At 56.9% G+C, this 20,101-nt stretch carries 15 protein-coding genes, 2 tRNA genes and 1 pseudogene; 6 read left to right on the top strand and 12 right to left on the bottom strand.

Features of this window, described 5'->3' with window-relative positions; all coding sequences use genetic code 11:
• Positions 1-47: 47 nt before the first annotated feature.
• The 6 genes and pseudogenes from panB (at position 48) to GHO32_RS08350 (ending at position 8,675) form a co-directional block, all read left to right on the top strand.
• Positions 48-848: a 3-methyl-2-oxobutanoate hydroxymethyltransferase gene (gene panB, locus GHO32_RS08375; protein ID WP_153333992.1), complete on the top strand. Its 801-nt coding sequence runs from the start codon at positions 48-50 to the stop codon at positions 846-848.
• Entirely contained in the window at positions 845-1,705 is an 861-nt protein-coding gene (gene panC / locus GHO32_RS08370; protein ID WP_153333994.1) for a pantoate--beta-alanine ligase, read from the top strand. The genes panB and panC overlap by 4 nt, the downstream gene beginning before the upstream one ends.
• 267 nt (positions 1,706-1,972) lie before the next feature.
• Positions 1,973-3,637: a glucose-6-phosphate isomerase gene (gene pgi, locus GHO32_RS08365; protein ID WP_153333996.1), complete on the top strand. Its 1,665-nt coding sequence runs from the start codon at positions 1,973-1,975 to the stop codon at positions 3,635-3,637.
• Positions 3,638-3,684: 47 nt separating this feature from the next.
• Positions 3,685-4,554 carry an oxygenase MpaB family protein gene (locus GHO32_RS08360; RefSeq protein ID WP_153333998.1) on the top strand — a complete coding sequence of 290 codons (870 nt, stop codon included), beginning with the start codon at positions 3,685-3,687 and terminating at the stop codon, positions 4,552-4,554.
• A gap of 74 nt (positions 4,555-4,628) precedes the next feature.
• Positions 4,629-5,642: a class I SAM-dependent rRNA methyltransferase gene (locus tag GHO32_RS08355; protein ID WP_153334000.1), complete on the top strand. Its 1,014-nt coding sequence runs from the start codon at positions 4,629-4,631 to the stop codon at positions 5,640-5,642.
• A 108-nt stretch (positions 5,643-5,750) separates the two neighbouring features.
• Positions 5,751-8,675: pseudogene (locus GHO32_RS08350) on the top strand (DUF748 domain-containing protein).
• Between the two features lie 429 nt (positions 8,676-9,104).
• Here the strand turns inward: GHO32_RS08350 and GHO32_RS08345 are convergent.
• The 12 genes from GHO32_RS08345 to tpiA form a co-directional block, all read right to left on the bottom strand.
• Positions 9,105-9,458 carry a BON domain-containing protein gene (locus GHO32_RS08345; protein ID WP_048373282.1) on the bottom strand — a complete coding sequence of 118 codons (354 nt, stop codon included), beginning with the start codon at positions 9,456-9,458 and terminating at the stop codon, positions 9,105-9,107.
• 280 nt (positions 9,459-9,738) lie between these two features.
• Positions 9,739-11,844: a polyribonucleotide nucleotidyltransferase gene (gene pnp, locus GHO32_RS08340; RefSeq protein WP_262123742.1), complete on the bottom strand. Its 2,106-nt coding sequence runs from the start codon at positions 11,842-11,844 to the stop codon at positions 9,739-9,741.
• Positions 11,845-12,069: 225 nt separating this feature from the next.
• The gene (gene rpsO / locus GHO32_RS08335; RefSeq protein ID WP_048373279.1) at positions 12,070-12,339 is read right to left on the bottom strand and encodes a 30S ribosomal protein S15; all 270 of its coding nucleotides are present in this window, start codon (positions 12,337-12,339) and stop codon (positions 12,070-12,072) included.
• A gap of 161 nt (positions 12,340-12,500) precedes the next feature.
• Positions 12,501-13,418 (bottom strand): tRNA pseudouridine(55) synthase TruB, encoded by a 918-nt coding sequence (truB, locus tag GHO32_RS08330; protein WP_048385660.1) that lies wholly within the window; start codon positions 13,416-13,418, stop codon positions 12,501-12,503.
• Between the two features lie 3 nt (positions 13,419-13,421).
• Positions 13,422-13,820 carry a 30S ribosome-binding factor RbfA gene (gene rbfA, locus GHO32_RS08325; protein WP_048373275.1) on the bottom strand — a complete coding sequence of 133 codons (399 nt, stop codon included), beginning with the start codon at positions 13,818-13,820 and terminating at the stop codon, positions 13,422-13,424.
• 158 nt (positions 13,821-13,978) lie between these two features.
• On the bottom strand, positions 13,979-16,498 hold the full coding sequence (infB, locus tag GHO32_RS08320; protein ID WP_153334002.1) for a translation initiation factor IF-2: 2,520 nt from the start codon (positions 16,496-16,498) through the stop codon (positions 13,979-13,981).
• 27 nt (positions 16,499-16,525) lie between these two features.
• Positions 16,526-18,007: a transcription termination factor NusA gene (gene nusA, locus GHO32_RS08315; protein WP_153334004.1), complete on the bottom strand. Its 1,482-nt coding sequence runs from the start codon at positions 18,005-18,007 to the stop codon at positions 16,526-16,528.
• A 47-nt stretch (positions 18,008-18,054) separates the two neighbouring features.
• Positions 18,055-18,513: a ribosome maturation factor RimP gene (rimP, locus tag GHO32_RS08310; RefSeq protein WP_123751748.1), complete on the bottom strand. Its 459-nt coding sequence runs from the start codon at positions 18,511-18,513 to the stop codon at positions 18,055-18,057.
• Positions 18,514-18,655: 142 nt separating this feature from the next.
• A tRNA-Met gene (locus tag GHO32_RS08305) sits at positions 18,656-18,732 on the bottom strand.
• Positions 18,733-18,829: 97 nt separating this feature from the next.
• Positions 18,830-18,915: transfer RNA gene (locus tag GHO32_RS08300), tRNA-Leu, on the bottom strand.
• A 29-nt stretch (positions 18,916-18,944) separates the two neighbouring features.
• A complete protein-coding gene (gene secG, locus GHO32_RS08295; protein WP_048373267.1) occupies positions 18,945-19,328 on the bottom strand; it encodes a preprotein translocase subunit SecG in 384 nt (127 codons plus the stop codon).
• A 4-nt stretch (positions 19,329-19,332) separates the two neighbouring features.
• Positions 19,333-20,088 carry a triose-phosphate isomerase gene (tpiA, locus tag GHO32_RS08290; RefSeq protein WP_153334006.1) on the bottom strand — a complete coding sequence of 252 codons (756 nt, stop codon included), beginning with the start codon at positions 20,086-20,088 and terminating at the stop codon, positions 19,333-19,335.
• Between the last annotated feature and the right edge of the window lie 13 nt (positions 20,089-20,101).

The following is a 20,101-nucleotide window of genomic DNA, read 5'->3' as shown; positions in this document are numbered from 1 at the left end:
GCGTGACACGCAGTGGTTATCACACTGCCTGACGAGGATCCTTTTTCATGCCGGCTATTACCCTGACCACCCTGCAAAGCCTTAAGCAAAAAGGTGAAAAAATCACCATGCTGACGTGCTATGACGCCACCTTTTCCCACGTCTGTAATCAGGCGGGTGTGGAAGTGTTACTGGTGGGCGACTCCCTGGGCATGGTTCTGCAAGGGCATGACAGCACGCTGCCAGTCACCACCCGCGACATGGCGTACCACGTGGCCAGCGTCAAACGCGGCAACCAGGACGCACTGATCCTCGCCGACCTGCCCTTCATGGCTAACGCGACCACAGAGCAAACCCTGAACAACAGCGCCCAACTGATGCAGGCGGGTGCGCATATGGTCAAAGTGGAAGGCGCCGTGTGGCTTGCCGAGTCGATCCGCCTTCTGACCGAGCGCGGTATTCCGGTGTGCGCGCACATGGGCCTGACGCCGCAAACCGTCAACGTTTTGGGCGGCTATAAAGTCCAGGGCCGTAACGAAAACCAGGCCCGCCAGATGCGCGCCGATGCCATTGCCCTGGAGCAAGCCGGTGCGGCCATGTTGCTGCTCGAATGCGTCCCTAGCGAATTGGCCAAGGAAATCACCCACGCGGTGAAAATCCCGGTGATCGGTATTGGCGCTGGCAGTGACACCGACGGCCAGGTGCTGGTCCTGCACGACATGCTCGGTCTGTCACTGACCGGGCGCGTTCCCAAGTTCGTGAAGAACTTCATGACGGGTCAACCCGACATCCAATCGGCAATCAGCGCTTACGTGACTGAAGTCAAAGCCGTCAGCTTTCCTGGCACCGAACACGGATTCTCTGCATGAACACAGTCAAAACCGTTCGCGAGTTGCGCGCAGCCGTCGCACGCGCTCGCAGCGAAGGCAAACAAATCGGCCTGGTGCCCACCATGGGCAACCTGCACAGTGGCCATGCGGCCTTGGTCACTACCGCTGCTCAGCAAGCCGATTTCGTGGTGGCGAGCATTTTCGTCAACCCGTTGCAGTTCGGTGCCAATGAAGACCTCGACACCTACCCGCGCACGCTTGCGGCCGACCAGGAAACACTCCTGCAAGCGGGCTGTAACCTGCTGTTCGCGCCGACCGTAGAAGAAATGTACCCCCAAGGCATGACGGGCCTGACCCGCGTGACCGCCGCGCAACTGAGCAATGAACTGTGCGGCAGCCGCCGTCCGGGGCATTTCGACGGCGTCACCACTGTCGTCAGCAAGCTGTTCAATATGGTGCAGCCCGATCTGGCCATCTTTGGCCAAAAAGACTTCCAGCAACTGGCCGTTATCCGCGCCATGGTCCTTGACCTGAACATCCCGGTGCAGATTATTGGCGAGCCAACTGTGCGCGCTGAAGACGGCCTGGCGTTGTCTTCACGCAATGGCTATTTGACCGAAGAACAGCGCCAGCTTGCGCCAGCGCTGTATCGCCATCTGAACGAAATCGCCCAGGCCATCAAGGCCGGTGAGCGCGATTACGCCGGGCTGGTCCGCCACCACCTGGCACTGATCGAAGCCAAAGGTTTTCGCCCCGACTACCTGGAGATCCGCCAGGCACACACCCTGCTGCCAGCCACCGCCGATGACCGCGATCTGGTGATTCTGGTTGCGGCGTTCCTGGGGGCAACACGCCTGATCGACAACATTCATCTGAACCTTGAAGGTTCTTTTTAACAAGCAGACTGCACGGAACAGCAGATCCGCCGCCTAACCCTTCACCTATCACTGAAAACTGTGTAGTACCCGAGTAACATGCTCGTGACAAAAGTTACGTAGCAGTGTCAGACAAAGCCGAGACAGAAGCAGGCGCGAGGTTTACTGTAATCGCCCTGCTTCTGAATGAAGCGCAGAATCAGACCAGCCGAAATCTTGACCTCAAATCGAAGGTTTCGGTGTTTTCAGTGTCCAAAAGGCAGTTCAAGCAAAAGGATATTCGCAGCGATGGCGTACTACCGCACTCCTCACGACGTTACCGCTCTGCCCGCCTGGCAAGCGCTCAAACTTCACCGCGCCGACATGCAACATTTCAGCATGCGCGATGCGTTCAACAGCAACCCCAAGCGCTTTGAGGATTTCACCCTTAGCAGCTGCGGGTTGTTTCTGGATTACTCGAAAAACCTGATCACCGACCAGACCCGCAGCTTGCTGGTCAATCTGGCCAACGAAGCCGACCTTAAAAACGCGATCAAGTCGCTGTTTGAAGGCGACATCGTCAATGCCTCCGAAGGTCGCCCGGCCCTGCACACAGCACTGCGTCGCCCTGTGGCCGACAAACTGTCGGTGAACGGCGTCAACATCATGCCGCAGGTGCACAAAGTCCTGAACCAAATGACCGAACTGGTCGGGCGGATTCACGACGGCCTGTGGCGTGGTTACACCGAAAAGCCGATCACTGACGTGGTCAACATCGGCATCGGCGGCTCGTTCCTCGGCCCTGAGCTGGTGTCTGAAGCACTGCTGTCCTACGCGCAAAAAGGCGTTCGCTGCCACTACCTGGCGAACATCGACGGCAGTGAGTTCCATGAACTGACCGCAAAACTGCGCGCCGAAACCACGCTGTTTATCGTCTCATCGAAATCCTTCAACACCCTCGAAACCCTCAAAAACGCTCAAGCTGCGCGGGCCTGGTACTTGGCTCAGGGCGGCTCGGAAGCTGAACTGCATCGCCACTTTATCGCCGTGTCGAGCAACAACGCGGCGGCCGTAGCGTTCGGTATCCGCGAAGAAAACATCTTCCCGATGTGGGACTGGGTAGGCGGTCGTTACTCGCTGTGGTCGGCCATCGGTTTGCCGATTGCACTGGCCATCGGCATGTCCAACTTCAAAGAGCTGTTGTCCGGTGCTTACAGCATGGACCAGCACTTCCAGAACGCCCCGTTCGAACAGAACATGCCGGTGCTGATGGCCGCGCTGGGTGTGTGGTACGGCAACTTCTGGGGCGCGCAAAGCCACGCGATCCTGCCGTACGACCACTACCTGCGTAACATCACCAAGCACTTGCAACAGTTGGACATGGAATCCAACGGCAAGAGCGTGCGCCAGGACGGCACACCGGTTTCGACCGACACCGGCCCGGTTATCTGGGGCGGCGTAGGCTGCAACGGTCAGCACGCTTATCACCAGTTGCTGCATCAAGGCACCCAGTTAATTCCGGCCGACTTTATCGTGCCGATTGTCAGCTTCAACCCGGTGTCCGATCACCATCAGTGGTTGTACGCCAACTGCTTGTCGCAGAGCCAGGCGCTGATGCTGGGTAAAACCCGTGCAGAAGCCGAAGCCGAGTTGCGCGACAAGGGCATGAGCGAAGAAGACGTGCAAAAGCTCGCGCCGCATAAGGTCATCCCGGGCAACCGTCCGAGCAATACCTTGGTGGTTGAACGCATCAGCCCGCGCCGTCTGGGTGCACTGGTGGCGCTGTACGAGCACAAAGTCTTCGTACAAAGCGTTATTTGGGGCATCAACGCGTTCGACCAGTGGGGCGTTGAGCTGGGTAAAGAACTCGGCAAAGGCGTTTACAACCGCCTGACCGGCAACCTCGAAGAGCCAGCAGAAGACGCATCGACCCAAGGTCTGATCAACTACTTCCGCGGCCGTCATCGCGGTTGATTGATAGCCAGCCAGTCTTCCCGACTGGCTGGCTCAACCGAGGCCCCATGGAACTTATCCGCCGCCCCATCGAACGCCAAATCATGAGCCTCACCGGGCTATCGCTCGGGCGTCTCGACCTCGAAAACCCTAAAGGCGACCCTGGCCTATTTGGCCCGGACTCGATCAGTTGGCGTGTGCACGGTGACTTCACCAGCATGCTGATTGGCGGCATCAGCGCCTTGATGCTGCAAGCCTTGCACCCACTGGCCTTGGCCGGGGTATGGGACCACTCCAATTTCCGCCAGGACATGCTGGGCCGGTTGCGTCGCACCGGGCAGTTTATATCCGGCACCACCTTTGGCTCCACCGCAGACGCCAACTGGTTGATCGACAAAGTACGCACCATTCACCTGCAAGTGACCGGCACCGGGCTTGATGGCAGGCCTTATGCTGCCAGCGACCCGCAGTTGCTCACCTGGGTGCATGTGGCCGAAGTCAGCAACTTCCTTGCGGCCCATCTTCGCTACCGTAATCCGCATTTGTCTGGCGAAGATCAAGACCGCTACTACGACGAAATAGCCTTGGTCGCTGAACGCTTGGGCGCTACACAGGTGCCGCGCTCACGCCAGCAAATCGCCGAGTACCTCGACCGTGTTCGCCCGCAGTTGCTGTGCGATGAACGCAGCCATGAAGTGATTCGCCTGCTGCTCAATGCCCCCGCCCCCAGCTTGCTGGCCAAACCGTTTGGGGCATTGATGATGCAGGCCGGGATTGATTTGCTGCCCGATTGGGCCAGCGATCAACTTGAGCTTGAACAACGCCCTGTCACTCGCCAGCTTGTGCGCACGTGCGTGAACAGCACCGCGCCGATCTTGCGCTGGGCTGTGCGCAATGGCTCGGTGCAACGCGCACGACGGCGTATGGGGCTTGAATGAAGGGTTCCAGGCAGCGGTGATAGCGTCTGTTCTGTTAAACTGCCGCGCCTTATCTGTCCCCCAAGGCGCAACGCATGTCTTCCTTGAATCAGGCGCTGCGCGCCGCCCTCGATAATCGTCACGATCTGCTGGCCGAGCTGCACAGCCAGGGCACTGATTGCTATCGCCTGTTCCACGGTAGCCAGGAAGGCGCTGGCGGTTTGACCATCGACCGCTACGGCCCGCAGTTGCTGGTGCAAAGCTTCCATCAGCGTCTTGAGCGCGATGATCTGCTGCAACTGCATGACGCCATCAACCAGCACCTGGGCCTTGAACTGCTGCTGGTCTACAACGACCGCTCCCAGGGCAACTCGCGCATCGATCGCGAAGACACGGTGTACCGCGCTGAAGACGCTGCGCTGGCTGACATGGTCGGTCACGAATGGGGGCTCAACTACCGCGTGCGCGGGCGCCATGCTGGCCAGGACCCGCTGTTGTTTCTCGACCTGCGCAACGCACGCGGCTGGGTCAAACAACACAGCGCCGGTAAAAGCGTCCTCAACCTCTTTGCTTACACCTGCGGTGTGGGCCTGAGCGCGGCTGCGGGCGGGGCCAGTGAAGTCTGCAACCTGGACTTTGCCGAGGGCAACCTGGCGGTAGGCCGTGAAAATGGCCTGCTGAACCCGGAACTGAAAAAAATGAAGTTTGTGCAGTCCGACTACTTCGCCGCGATCCGCCAACTGGCCGGGCTGCCCATCGTACAACGCCGTCACAAACTGCCCGCCTACCCGCGCCTCGATCAGCGTGAATACGACCTGGTGCTGCTCGACCCGCCTGCCTGGGCCAAAAGTGCGTTCGGCACCGTCGACCTGCTGCGCGACTATCAAAGCCTGCTCAAGCCTGCGGTTCTGACAACCGCCAAGGACGGGGTGCTGATCTGTTGTAACAACCTGGCAAAAGTCAGCATGGACGACTGGCGTGAGCAGGTCTTGCGCTGCGCCGAGAAGGCTGGCCGCCCCGTGCGCGACTGGCAGGTCCTGACACCCGCTGCAGACTTCCCGTCCATGGATAACCAGCCGCCGCTGAAAACGCTGATTTTGCAGTTCTAAAACGCGGCACCAAAGGGAAAAGTCCTACCCGAAATAAGGCGCTCATATCGGAACCGGAAACGCGTGCCATACTCAAAGGCACTCCTGAACGTAAAGACGACGCCTCACATGCTCAAAGGATTGTTACGCGCCATTGGCGCAGTGTTAACGGCTATCGCGATTTATAGCGTGCTGGGCTTCTTTATCGTGCCCGGCGTCGGCTTGCGCATCATTAATCAGCAGCTAGCCAACTACGCCACCGTCCCGGCCAAACTCGACCGGTTGGAGTTCAATCCCTTCAGCCTCGAGCTGACGCTGTGGGGCTTTAGAGTGGGCGAACCCGGCAAGGAACAAGTCGGGTTCGACCGTCTTTACACCAACCTGCAAGTCGACAGCCTGTGGACCAAAGCCCTGCACCTGACCGACGTACAACTGGACAAGCCGAAGACCGAATTGCTGTTCAACAAGGACGGCACGTTCAATCTGGCCCAGTTGTTCAAGTTGCCGGCCAGCGAGCCAACGCCTGACAACCCCGACAGCAAACCTTTCCCGGTACGCATCGACACCATCAAGCTCGCTGACGGCTACCTGCATTTTATTGATCAGCGGCCCAGCGAGCCGATCGAGTTTCTGTATGACTCGATGAACCTTGAGCTGAAAAACCTCAGCACCCTGCCCGAAGACAACGCCAACATGACCCTGGTGGCGAACGGTCCAGCGGGCGGGCGCATCGACTGGACCGGCACGCTGAGCCTGGTGCCGATTGCCTCCAGCGGCAAGCTCAGCGTCACCGACAGCCAAATGAAAGCCTGGTGGCCGTATGTGCGCGATGCACTGCCCTTGGTGCTTGAAAACGGCGTGCTGAACTTCAGCACGGACTACACGCTGAACCTGGCCAAAGACACCGAACTGGTCCTGAACAACCTCACGGCCAGCATTGCGCCGTTTAAGGTCAATGCACCGGATGGTCGTCCGCTGGTGCGCCTGGAACGTTTGACGATCAGCGACACTACTGTCGATTTGGCCAAACAGCAGGTGGTGGTCGGCAAAATCCAGAGTAACAACCTGGAAACTTGGGCCGCTCGCGAAAAAGATGGTCAGCTCGACTGGCAAAAGCTGTTTGCCAGCCAACCGGCCAAACCGGCACAAAAAATCGATGAAGTCGTCACCGTTGAGGCTCCCAAACCGGCCCCGGTAGCGCCCAGCAAAACCTGGCAAGTGCTGCTCAAGGATGTTGAGTTGCGCGACTACCGGGTGCACCTGGCCGACAAAGAGCCCAAAACACCCGTCGCGCTGGATGTCGGCCCGCTGAACCTCAACCTGAAGAATTTTGACAGCCTTAACCGCTCCCCCTTCACGGTCACACTCGACACCGGAGTGGGTAAACAAGGCAAGCTGACGGCCAGCGGCGACGTCAACCTGAGCCCGATCAGCGCGAAACTCAAAGTCACCACCCAAGACATCGACCTGCGGGTCGCCCAAGCCTACATCGACCCGTTTCTGCGCCTCGAACTGCGCAGCGGCATGCTCGGCAGTGATCTGGCGGTGGACCTCAAAGGCACCGAACCGCTGGCCTTTACTGTAGAGGGCCGTGCTCAGGTCGATCAGTTGCACACGCTGGACACGATGAAAAACCGTGATTTCCTGAAGTGGCAGCGCCTGGTACTCGAAAACCTCAAGTATCAGCACGACGACAGCCTGTCGATTGCCAAGGTCAACCTGACACAGCCCTACGTGCGCTTCATGATCAATGATGACCGCACCACCAATATTGATGACTTGTTAATCCCGCAAGCCCCCAACAAGGACGCGAAAAGCGCGGCCAAACCGGCAGCAAGCGCGAGCAAGCCCTTGGCCATTCATGTGGGCGGTATAGCGATCAATGACGGCTCGGCCAACTTTGCCGACTTCACCCTGACACCGTTTTTCGCCACGGCCATTCAACAGCTCAACGGTGAGATTGGCACCATAGACAGCCGCCAAGCCAAACCGGCCAGTGTGAATGTGGCGGGCAAGGTTGACCGCTACGCACCGGTCACGATCAAGGGTAACGTCAATCCTTTTGACCCGATGGCCAGCCTTGACATCGCCACCAGCTTCAAACGCGTCGAACTGACCACGCTGACGCCCTATTCGGGCAAATTCGCCGGTTATCGCATTCGCAAGGGCCGACTGAGCCTGGACCTGCACTACTTGATCACCAAAGGCCAGCTTAAGGCTGAGAACAAAGTGGTGATTGAGCAGTTGCAACTGGGTGAGAAGGTCGACAGCCCCGATGCGGTTAACCTGCCGCTGAAACTGGCGGTGGCCTTGCTCAAAGATACCGACGGCACGATTTCGATAGAACTGCCGGTAACAGGCGACCTGAACAACCCGCAGTTCAGTGTGATGCCGATTGTTTGGCAAACCCTGCGCAACCTGGTCCTGCGTGCCGCCCAAGCGCCGTTCAAGTTTATTGGCGGGCTGATCACCGGCGGCGGCTCTGAAGACCTTGGCACAGTGTCATTCGCGCCAGGCTCGAGCGAACTGAGCCCGGAGGCGCAAAAGGCCCTGAACACATTGGCGTAAGCCTTGAAACAACGCCCGGCACTGCGTTTGGAGATTGAAGGCACGGCTGCCCGCAGCAGCGACGGCCCGCTGATTGCCCAAGAACGTCTTGAGCGTGAGTACCAGTACAACTACTACAAGATCCTCCAGCGCCGTGGCGACAAAGTGCCTGCTCAGGCCTCATTGCTGAAGGTCCCGGAGGATGAAAAAGGCCCCTTGCTGGAAGGCATCTACCGGACACGCCTCAAGCAGCAACCCCCTGCTGAGTGGGCCAATCTGAGCCGCGATGAACGCTCCGCCAAGATGAGTGCCGCGTTGATCGACTTCTGGAGCAAAAGCGACGTACTGCTGCGCCAACTGGGCCAGGAGCGGGCAAGCAGCATCAAGGACTACCTCGTCGACAAAGGCGGTTTGGCTGATGAGCGCGTGTATTTCATCGACGCCACCCTGGGCGAAGCCGAAAGTGATGGCCGGGTGATTTCACCGCTGCATTTGGACAGCGAGTAAAGGCCTGAAACCTTCGTACCTCGACAGTCATCACACAAAAATAAACGATTGATTCTGAGCGCTGTAGGAGCGAGCTTGTCTCGCGATCTTTTGATCTGGCTTTTGATCTAAAAGCCCCTCACCCTAGCCCTCTCCCGCAGGAGAGGGAACCGATTGGGGGATGCTGAAGATACTCGGTGGCCTGTTTGCTGCGCGACAGCGCGGCGCCGAAGACGGGCGGCACGGCTATCCACCCGGCCTGTAGGAGCTGTCGAAGGCTGCGATCTTTTGATCTTGGCCCTACAAAAATAGAACAGCCCCCGGCGCTGTACGCCGAGGGCTGTAATGACCACATCCGTGTGGCCGTCGCATGAACCTATTCTGAAAGCTGCAGGCGTAACGCTTAAATCACCTGCTCCTGCTTTCCCCCGGCTCTACGAGTTAGCGCGATTACTCTGCTTTCAGGCCGTCAGCCGAAACAGCTTTAACGCCTTTGATCTTCTTGGTGATGTCGACTGCGATCTTTTTCTGAGCTTCGGTGATCGCAACTGTCGAGGACAGGGACACCACGCCTTTGTTGGTTTCTACTTTGATATCCGAACCTGGAATACCCTTTTCGGTCAGCAGGTCAGATTTGACTTTAGTCGTGATCCAAGTATCAGAAGTAGCTTCCTTGGCTTTGGTGACTTCACCAGCAGCGACAACCATCGGTGCTTGAGTCGTTGCTTGTGCTGCGAACGCAGCGTTGGCCAGAGTCATGGTCAGAGCGGTGGCAGTTGCGGCAGCAATAGCGAACTTCTTCATACAAGTAACTCCTGTCTTCTTAAAAATCTGCGCCGTCTCACAGCAGCAGGGTTACCAGTACTATTGCAGGGCCTGTGCCAACTTTTTAAAACAATAAAATCCTTTATTTTCAATGGCTTACGTACAAGTCAGTTTTAGTCTGTCGTGCAGATTGCATGACGCCATTCAAATCAGCATGCAAGTTGCGGGTTTTCGATCATGGCCTTTTGCATTGTTTTTTGTGCAGCCATAAAAAAAGGATCCCGAAGGATCCTTTTTTCAAAGCAGGCGTTCGCAGCGATTAAGCTTGCGACGCCTTGGCAGCAGCTACGTCTTTGATCGACAGCTTGATACGGCCGCGGTTGTCCACGTCCAGTACCAGTACTTCCACTTCCTGACCTTCTTTCAGAATGTCAGTCACTTTCTCAACACGAGCATCGCTCAGCATCGAGATGTGAACCAGGCCGTCTTTGCCTGGCAGGATGTTGACGAATGCGCCGAAGTCGACGATGCGCTCAACCTTACCGATGTAGATTTTGCCGATTTCAGCTTCAGCGGTGATGCTCAGAACGCGCTGACGAGCCGCTTCTGCTGCTTCTTTGGACTCACCGAAGATCTTGATCGAACCGTCGTCTTCGATGTCGATCGAAGCCTTGGTTTCTTCACAGATTGCACGGATAGTCGCGCCGCCTTTACCGATAACATCACGGATTTTGTCGGTGTCGATTTTCATCGCGATCATGGTCGGCGCGTTAGCCGACAGTTCGTTACGCGACTGACCGATGATCTGGTTCATCTGGCCCAAGATGTTCAGGCGAGCTTCCAGGGCTTGGCCCAGGGCGATCTCCATGATTTCTTCGGTGATGCCTTTGATCTTGATGTCCATCTGCAGCGCGGTAACACCTTTGGAGGTACCGGCAACTTTGAAGTCCATGTCGCCCAGGTGGTCTTCGTCACCCAGGATGTCGGTCAGAACTGCGAATTTCTCGCCTTCCTTAACCAGGCCCATGGCGATACCGGCAACCGGTGCCTTCATCGGAACACCAGCGTCCATCAGTGCCAGGGATGCGCCACAGACCGAAGCCATGGAGCTGGAACCGTTGGATTCAGTGATTTCCGATACCACACGGATGGTGTACGGGAACACGTCAGCAGCAGGCAGCATGGCCTGAACCGAACGGCGAGCCAGACGGCCGTGACCGATTTCGCGACGACCTGCACCACCCATACGACCACACTCACCTACCGAGAACGGAGGGAAGTTGTAGTGCAGCATGAACGGGTCTTTTTTCTCGCCTTCCAGGGTGTCCAGCAGTTGTGCATCACGGGCAGTACCCAGCGTTGCAACCACCAGCGCCTGAGTTTCACCACGGGTGAACAGTGCCGAACCGTGGGTTTTTGGCAGAACGCCAACTTCGATGTTCAGAGGACGAACAGTCTTGGTGTCACGGCCATCGATACGCGGCTTGCCGTTTACGATGTTTTCGCGAACGGTGCGGTATTCGATTTCGCCGAAGGCCGCTTTAACTTCGCTGGCAGAAGGCTGGCCTTCTTCACCGGACAGCTTGGCAACCACTTGGTCTTTCAGCTCGCCCAGACGCGCGTAACGGTCGGCCTTGATGGTGATGGTGTAAGCCTGGGAGATCGCCTCGCCGAACTCGGCACGGATAGCGCCCAGCAGTGCGGTGGCTTCTGGGGCAGCAGCCCAGTCCCACGTTGGCTTGGCAGCTTCAGCAGCCAGCTCTTTAACGGCCTGGATAACAACCTGGAACTCGTCGTGAGCGAACAGTACCGCGCCCAGCATCTGGTCTTCGGTCAGCTCTTTGGCTTCCGATTCAACCATCAACACGGCTTCCGACGTACCGGCAACAACCATGTCCAGGCTCGAAGCGGCCAGTTGCTCGTAAGTCGGGTTCAACAGGTAGCCGGTGCTTTCGTGGTAAGCAACGCGGGCAGCGCCGATTGGACCATCAAAAGGAATGCCGGAGATGGCCAGCGCAGCCGAGGTACCGATCATCGCAGCGACGTCCGGATCGGTCTTCTTGCTGGTGGACAGAACGGTGCAGACAACCTGCACTTCGTTCATGAAGCCTTCCGGGAACAGTGGACGGATCGGACGGTCGATCAGACGCGAGGTCAGGGTTTCTTTCTCGGAAGGGCGACCTTCACGCTTGAAGAAACCGCCCGGGATTTTACCCGCGGCGTAGGTTTTTTCTTGGTAGTGAACAGACAGAGGGAAGAAGCCCTTGCCTGCATCAGCATGTTTTGCACCGACAACGGTCACCAACACGCTGACGTCGTCGTCAACGGTGACCAATACTGCGCCGGAAGCCTGACGGGCGATACGGCCAGTCTCGAGGGTGACGGTCGACTGACCGAACTGGAATTTTTTGATAACCGGGTTCACGGTGTCCTACCTTCTCTTTGTGACTCTTGGGGAACGGGTTTCTTGCGAAAAACGTGTGCACCGCCGGGGCGTGCCCGACTCAAGATGCTTACGAAAGCAGCCGTTAGGGTGAGCTTTCGTAAGAATCCGTCTGGTCCAGATAAAACTTGAGGCTGGAAGCCTGCCGCACGCCCGTAGGAACCCCACAGGCGCACAACAAACAACCAGCCTCTAGCAACATCGCTATTAGCGACGCAGACCCAGGCGAGCGATCAGCGCAGCGTAACGGCTGATGTCCTTGCCTTTCAGGTAGTCCAGCAGCTTACGACGCTGGTTTACCATGCGGATCAGACCACGACGGGAGTGGTGATCTTTACCGTTGGCCTTGAAGTGACCTTGCAGCGTGTTGATGTTAAAGGTCAGCAGTGCAACTTGCACTTCTGGAGAACCAGTATCACCTGGAGCTTGCTGGTAGTCTTTTACGATTTCTGCTTTGTGTTCAACTGTCAGTGCCATGAGGCATTTCCTTTCTTTAGGGCTCTGCTTGCAAGCAAGACAGATCCAATAGGCCGAGGACAAATCCTCGTATTAAAAAGTGAGATGTGACCGTGCCTAATAACAGCCACCCTCTTTCAGTTCGGCCCGCGACCGTTAAGCCTCGAACCGAGCTGCTCCGGTCATTCTGACCGAATCAGTCGACGTGGCGCGATGCGCCCGTCTTCGCTCACTTCACCGATTCCGATAAAGCGACCGTTGTGATCTTGTACCCGCACCATACCGAACTTGGGTGCATCGGGAGCACGTACCGGCTGGCCATTGAGCCAATAGAACGCGCTGGCCTCCGAAAAGTGCAGCAGCGGCCAGTCGAGCAAGCCGCTGTCCGATGGCATCAGGAAGCGATCAACCGCTTCGTTGCCGCCCTCGGCGTGTACGGCTTCCAGCTCTTCCAGCGTCACGGTCTGCGCGAGGCTGAAAGGCCCTGCTTGTGTGCGACGCAACTCTGCAACATATGCCCCACAGCCCAGTTCTTCACCGATATCTTCCACGAGGGTACGGATATAGGTGCCTTTGGTGCAGTCAACCGACAAGCGCGCGGTGTCGCCTTCGCTGGCCAGTAATTCGAGGCGGGTAATAGTAACAGAACGCGGTTCACGCTCCACCACTTCACCCGCACGCGCCAACTTGTAAAGTGGCTGGCCATCGCGCTTGAGCGCCGAGTACATCGGCGGTATCTGACTGATTTGCCCACGAAATTTAGGCAAAACCGCTTCGATATCGGCGCGACCAACGGTCACTGGGCGCGTTTGCAAAACTTCACCTTCCGCATCGGCGGTGGTGGTGGTCTTGCCCAATTGCATCAGGGTTTCATAACCCTTGTCGGAATCGAGCAAGTATTGCGAAAACTTGGTGGCTTCACCAAAGCACAACGGCAATACGCCGCTGGCCAATGGATCGAGGCTACCGGTGTGCCCTGCCTTCTCGGCATTGAGCAGCCAGCGAACTTTCTGCAAGGCCGCGTTGGAGGTGAATCCAAGCGGCTTGTCGAGCAGGATGATGCCGCTGACGTTACGACGGATACGCTTGACCTGAGCCACCGCTTACTCCTTGGTGTCTTCAGGAGCAGAGGCGTCGTGCTGGTTGTCCTCAGCCACTGCGCGCTCGATCAAAGCGGACAGGTGCGCACCACGTGCGACGCTTTCGTCGTAGTGGAAGTGCAATTGAGGAACGCTGCGCAGCTTCATTTCACGTGCCAGTTGCATACGCAGGAAGCCCGCAGCAGCGTTCAGCACCTTGATGGTCTGAGCGATGTCTTGCGAGTTGTCCTGGCCCATTACGGTGATGAAAATTTTTGCGTGACCGACGTCACGGCTCACTTCCACCGCCGTAATGGTAACCAGACCTACGCGCGGGTCTTTGACTTCGCGACGGATCAGTTGGGCCAGCTCGCGCTGCATCTGATCGCCGATACGCTGGGTACGGCTATATTCTTTTGCCATGTCTTGTTACCTGTTACTCACCCATGGGAAACCCATGCGTTCTGAAAGCGGCAAACGCCCGGCCAGACAGAAGCCGGACCGGGCGTTGCGTTTAGAGTCCGGACCGAGCACAGCGCATGGGCATGCGATGGCTCGTCCTTGCTCTTGAAGCTCGCGATTTAGAGGCTGCGAGCAACCTGGACCTTCTCGAACACTTCGATCTTGTCGCCAACTTTGACGTCATTGTAGCTCTTGACGCCGATACCGCATTCCATGCCGGCACGTACTTCGGACGCGTCATCCTTGAAGCGGCGCAGGGATTCCAGCTCGCCTTCGAAGATAACGATGTCGTCGCGCAGTACACGGATTGGACGGTTACGGTGAACAACACCTTCCACAACCATACAACCGGCGATTGCACCGAACTTAGGCGAACGGAACACGTCGCGGACTTCAGCAATACCCAGGATGTTCTCCCGAACGTCGCTGCCAAGCATGCCGGTAAGGGCTTTCTTGACGTCTTCGATGATGTCGTAGATGACGTTGTAGTAACGCATGTCCAGGCCTTCTTGCTCGACGATCTTGCGAGCGCCGGCATCGGCACGCACGTTGAAGCCGAACAATACAGCGTTGGAGGCCAGTGCCAGGTTAGCGTCGCTCTCGGTGATACCACCGACCCCGCCGCCCACTACGCGCACTTGCACTTCATCGTTACCCAGGCCGCTCAGAGCGCCCTGCAGAGCTTCCAACGAACCACGGACGTCAGATTTGAGGACGATGTTAAGCGTCTTCTTCTCTTCCTGGCCCATGTTCTCGAAGATGTTTTCCAGCTTGCCTGCGTGAGCACGCGCCAGTTTCACTTCGCGGAACTTGCCTTGACGGAACAGGGCCACTTCACGTGCCTTCTTCTCGTCAGTCATTACGCTCATCTCGTCGCCAGCGTCTGGCGTACCGTCCAGGCCGAGGATCTCGACAGGGATGGATGGACCGGCTTCCTTGATGGCCTTGCCGTTCTCATCGAGCATGGCGCGGATGCGGCCGTAGTTGGAACCGACCAGCACCATGTCGCCTTGGCGCAGGGTACCGTCTTGAACCAGAACAGTCGCAACAGGACCACGGCCTTTGTCCAGACGGGACTCAACTACTACGCCACGGCCAGGAGCCGATGGAGTGGCCTTGAGTTCCAGAACTTCAGCTTGCAGCAAAACCGCTTCGAGCAGCTCGTCAACGCCGGTACCCATTTTCGCCGAGACCGGAACAAACGGAGTGTCACCACCCCACTCTTCCGAGGTCACGCCGTGAACGGACAGTTCGCTACGGATGCGATCGAGGTCAGAACCTGGCTTGTCGATTTTGTTCACTGCAACCACCAGCGGCACGCCAGCCGCTTTCGCGTGCTGAACAGCTTCGATGGTTTGCGGCATCACGCCGTCGTCTGCAGCCACAACCAGAATCACGATGTCAGTGGCCTTGGCACCACGTGCACGCATCGCGGTAAACGCGGCGTGACCCGGGGTGTCGAGGAACGTGACCATGCCGCGTTCGGTTTCAACGTGGTATGCACCGATGTGCTGAGTAATACCACCGGCTTCGCCAGCAGCAACCTTGGCACGACGGATGTAGTCGAGCAGGGACGTTTTACCGTGGTCAACGTGGCCCATTACGGTCACAACCGGTGCACGGGAGAACGACTCACCTTCAAACTTCAGGGACTCGGCCAGGGAATCTTCCAGGGCGTTGTCGCTGACCAGCGTGACTTTGTGGCCCAGTTCTTCAGCAACCAGTTGGGCAGTTTCCTGATCCAGTACCTGGTTGATGGTGGCTGGAGTACCCAGCTTGAACATGAACTTGATCACTTCAGCAGCTTTGACCGACATCTGTGCAGCCAAATCGCCAACAGTGATGGTCTCGCCAATCTGTACGTCACGAACCACAGGGCCGGTTGGGCTCTGGAAACCGTGAGCGTTGCGCTTCTTCAGCTTGCTCTTGCCACGACCACCGCGACGGAAGCCATCGCTTTCTTCTTCGGAAGTGCGAGGAGCAACACGTGGAGCAGGCGCTTTTTCTTTAACAGAAGCACGATGCGGAGCGTTTTTGCGCTCGCCATCACCGCCGCCACCGCGACGATTGTTGTCGTCAGCACGTGGTTTATCAGGGCGGCGCTGTTCATCACGCTTGCGTGCATCGGCTGCAGGAGCCGAAGCTGGCGCAGGCGCTGCTGCCGGTGCCGCTTGCACAGGTGCAGGGGCGGCAGCAGGAGCAGGTGCAGGAGCCGAAACAGCCGCAGGCTGACGACGCGCTTCTTCTTCGGCGCGACGCTTGGACTCTTCTTCAGCCTTTTGACGTGCAGCATTTTCTACTGCGCGGCGTTCATCCAGCTCGCGCTTGCGCTCGGCTTCGATTTCTTCCGGGCTTTGCTGTACGAAGACTTTCTTCTTGCGTACTTCAACGCTGATGCTTTTGCTTCCAGCAACACGCAGGGTACTGGTGGTTTTACGCTGCAAAGTGATTTTGCGCGGTTCTTCCACTTTCGCCTTGTGGCTGCTTTTCAGGTGAGTCAGCAGAGCTTGCTTCTCACTGTCGGTCACATTCTGCTCGGCGGCGGTGTGCGGCAGACCTGCCTCACGCATCTGCTGCAACAGGCGCTCAACCGGTGTTTTGACCTCATCGGCCAGTTGTTTCACCGTGACTTGCGTCATGCATTTCTCTCCTCAGGCCGCGCCTAATTACTCGAACCAATGGGCTCGGGCGGCCATGATCAACTTGCCGGCACGATCATCGTCAATGCCGTCGATGTCGAGCAGGTCGTCAATAGACTGCTCGGCCAGGTCTTCGCGGGTAATTACGCCGCGCACCGCCAGTTCCATCGCCAAATCCTTGTCCATACCCTCAAGCGAGAGCAGGTCTTCGGCCGGATGGGCGTCTGCCAGCTTTTCCTCAGTAGCGATGGCTTTAGTCAACAAACGATCCTTGGCCCGAGCGCGAAGCTCGTTGACGATATCTTCGTCAAAGCCGTCGATGTTGAGCATTTCTTCCACCGGTACGTAGGCAATCTCTTCCAGGCTGGTGAAGCCTTCATCAACCAGCACCTGCGCCAACTCTTCATCAACTTCCAACTCTTCGATGAAGTTGCGCAGGATGTCGCCGGTTTCTGCTTGCTGCTTAGCCTGGATGTCCGATTCGGTCATCACGTTCAAGGTCCAGCCAGTCAACTGGCTAGCCAAACGTACGTTCTGACCGCCGCGACCAATCGCCTGGGCCAGATTGTCTGCGCCAACGGCGATGTCCATTGCATGGGCATCTTCGTCGACAATAATTGCCGCTACTTCTGCTGGCGACATTGCGTTGATCACGAACTGCGCCGGGTTGTCATCCCACAGGACGATATCCACTCGCTCTCCGCCCAACTCGCCGGACACCGCCTGAACGCGTGAACCACGCATACCAATGCAGGCACCTTGCGGATCGATGCGTTTGTCTTTGGAGCGAACGGCAATTTTAGCGCGTGATCCAGGATCGCGGGAGGCCGCCATCACTTCGATCAGGCCCTCGGAGATCTCTGGAACTTCGATACGGAACAGCTCGATCAACATCTCTGGCGCAGTACGCGACAGAATCAGTTGAGGACCGCGGTTCTCGGTGCGAATTTCTTTCAACAATGCGCGAAGGCGTACGCCAACACGGAAAGTTTCACGCGAGATGATGTCTTCACGGGCCAGCAACGCTTCAGCGTTGTTACCCAGATCGACGATCACGTTGTCACGTGTCACTTTTTTAACGGTGCCAGAAATGATCTCGCCCAAACGCTCGCGATAAGCATCGACTACTTGAGCACGCTCAGCTTCGCGGACCTTCTGCACAATGACCTGTTTGGCCGTTTGAGCAGCAATCCGACCGAATTCGATGGAATCGATTTTCTCTTCGATAACATCGCCGGCTACAGCGCCTGGCCGTTTTGCCTGGGCCTGGTCTACCGCCAACTCGATTGCTGGATCATCCAGATCTTCGTCTTCGACCACAGTCCAGCGACGGAAAGTCTCATAGTTACCGGTGTGGCGGTTGATTTCCACACGCAGATCGACTTCGTCCTCAAAACGCTTTTTGGTAGCGGTGGCCAGAGCCAGCTCCAGCGCTTCAAAAATTACGTTTGCCGGTACGCCCTTTTCATTGGACACCGACTCAACAACCAGCAGTACTTCTTTGCTCATCGTACGCCTCGCCTTTCGCAAGCCATTGGATCCGCGGGATCCGCGTCTCAGTCAAAACTGGGAATAATGTTGGCCTTGTCGATCATATCGATCGGCAACAAGAACTCGTGGTCATCCACTTGCACCACAACGTCCTGTTCCTCTACGCCGCGTAGAAGGCCCTGAAAGTTGCGTCGCCCTTCAAAGGGTGAGCGCAGCTTGATCTTTACTTGCTCACCGACAAACTGGGCAAACTGTTCAAGATTGAACAGAGGGCGTTCCATGCCAGGAGAGGAAACTTCAAGGGTGTATTCAACAGCGATAGGATCTTCGACATCCAGAACGCCACTGATTTGACGACTGACAATTGCGCAGTCATCCACCAATACGCCGCCTTCTTTGTCGATATACACACGCAACATTGAATGGCGGCCCTGAGCCGAAAATTCAATACCCCAGCATTCATAGCCAAGGGCCACGACCACCGGGGCCAACAAGGCCTGCAACTCTTCTAGCTTGCTCGACACCTGAACCCCCTAGTGCATGTTTGTGCATGCTGTGCAAAATAAAAAAATGGGCGAATCGCCCATCTCTGAAACGTCGCTGAATATCGACGCTATAAAGTGTCCAGTTAACAAAAAGCCCCTGAAAAAGGGGCTCCGCTAAAACTGGTTGCGGGAGCCGGATTTGAACCGACGACCTTCGGGTTATGAGCCCGACGAGCTACCAGACTGCTCCATCCCGCGACAAAGCTGGAGCGGAAGTATACGGCTGATCCTTTGCAGGGTCAATTCCAGCCTTCCACATACAAGAAAGCCCGCAACTGCGGGCATTCTTGATAATTGGTACCGAGAAGGGGACTCGAACCCCTACACCCTATGGGCACAACCACCTCAAGGTTGCGTGTCTACCAATTCCACCACCTCGGCAATACTACAGTTACATCATGAAACCCGTTTTACTTTTGCTCTTGAGCTGGAGGTACGTCAGTCGCTGGAGTAGCCGACTTTTGCTCATTAAGCACCGGCACATCATCTGAAGCCGGTTTTTGCTTTGGTGCTTCCAACACTGCTGGATCTGGCAAACCTACTTGAGTCAGCTCATGAGCTTTCTCTTTAGCAAAGTAACCTAACCCTAAGCTGGTTATGAAAAAACCTGCGGCAAGTATAGCAGTAAACTTACTAAGAAAGGTAGAGGAACCTTGGCTTCCGAACACAGTATTTGATGCACCTGCTCCGAAAGATGCTCCAGCATCCGCACCTTTACCCTGTTGCAGCAATACCAGGGTAATTACACCCAATGCAGCCAACAGATGAAAAACCACTACGACTGTTTCCAGCATTTTCTCAGTTTCCCGCGGCGCGACAAATCGCACCGAACTCATCTGCATTCAGGGAAGCCCCACCAATGAGCCCCCCATCGATATCCGGCATGCTGAACAGTTCGACCGCATTGGCCGCCTTCACGCTGCCGCCGTATAGAAGCCGCACACTTTGTGCCACTTCAGGATTCTTCTGCGCCAGCTGTGCGCGAATGGCCGCATGCACATCTTGCGCTTGCTGCGGTGTTGCAGTCAGCCCGGTACCAATAGCCCAGACCGGCTCGTATGCAATCACTGCGCTTGCAAAGACATCAATACCGAACTCATTAATTACAGCGTTCAGTTGACGCTCTACAACCTCAAGCGTTTGCCCGGCTTCGCGCTGCTCCAGGGTTTCCCCTATACACAACACTGGCGTTAAGCCAGAAGCTTGAGCAGCTGCAAACTTGCGATTCAGCGTCTCGTCCGACTCACCTAAAATCAGGCGTCGCTCAGAGTGCCCTATCAACACCAGCTCACAACCCGCATCCACCAACTGGCTAGGAGATATCTCCCCAGTCAGCGCACCTTGCTTGGAGTCTATCGCAGCATCCTGAGCGCCAACCGAGATTGGCGTATCTTCCAAGCCATTGATTACACGATCAATAAACAAGTCAGAAGGGAATACCGCAATTTCAACATCACTCGGCAAGTCCAGATTACGCAGACCATCGATCAGCTCAGCGACGCTGGCGCGGGTACCGTGCATCTTCCAGTTACCAGCTACCATAGTGCGACGCATGCTTTACCTCGTC

Origin of the sequence: Pseudomonas sp. FSL R10-2189, from assembly GCF_009600325.1 — a bacterium.
GTDB classification, from domain to species: Bacteria; Pseudomonadota; Gammaproteobacteria; order Pseudomonadales; family Pseudomonadaceae; genus Aquipseudomonas; species Aquipseudomonas helleri.
The sequence above is the reverse complement of the archived record's forward strand: the minus strand, read 5'-3'. Positions and strand labels throughout refer to the sequence as shown.

What these genes read in the sequence shown, in the direction of transcription:
- panB (WP_153333992.1), top strand. Translation starts at nt 48, where the DNA reads ATGCCGGCTATTACCCTGACCACCCTGCAAAGCCTTAAGCAAAAAGGT.
- panC (WP_153333994.1), top strand. Translation starts at nt 845, where the DNA reads ATGAACACAGTCAAAACCGTTCGCGAGTTGCGCGCAGCCGTCGCACGC.
- pgi (WP_153333996.1), top strand. Translation starts at nt 1,973, where the DNA reads ATGGCGTACTACCGCACTCCTCACGACGTTACCGCTCTGCCCGCCTGG.
- GHO32_RS08360 (WP_153333998.1), top strand. Translation starts at nt 3,685, where the DNA reads ATGGAACTTATCCGCCGCCCCATCGAACGCCAAATCATGAGCCTCACC.
- GHO32_RS08355 (WP_153334000.1), top strand. Translation starts at nt 4,629, where the DNA reads ATGTCTTCCTTGAATCAGGCGCTGCGCGCCGCCCTCGATAATCGTCAC.
- GHO32_RS08345 (WP_048373282.1), bottom strand. Translation starts at nt 9,458, where the DNA reads ATGAAGAAGTTCGCTATTGCTGCCGCAACTGCCACCGCTCTGACCATG.
- rpsO (WP_048373279.1), bottom strand. Translation starts at nt 12,339, where the DNA reads ATGGCACTGACAGTTGAACACAAAGCAGAAATCGTAAAAGACTACCAG.
- rbfA (WP_048373275.1), bottom strand. Translation starts at nt 13,820, where the DNA reads ATGGCAAAAGAATATAGCCGTACCCAGCGTATCGGCGATCAGATGCAG.
- infB (WP_153334002.1), bottom strand. Translation starts at nt 16,498, where the DNA reads ATGACGCAAGTCACGGTGAAACAACTGGCCGATGAGGTCAAAACACCG.
- nusA (WP_153334004.1), bottom strand. Translation starts at nt 18,007, where the DNA reads ATGAGCAAAGAAGTACTGCTGGTTGTTGAGTCGGTGTCCAATGAAAAG.
- secG (WP_048373267.1), bottom strand. Translation starts at nt 19,328, where the DNA reads ATGCTGGAAACAGTCGTAGTGGTTTTTCATCTGTTGGCTGCATTGGGT.
- tpiA (WP_153334006.1), bottom strand. Translation starts at nt 20,088, where the DNA reads ATGCGTCGCACTATGGTAGCTGGTAACTGGAAGATGCACGGTACCCGC.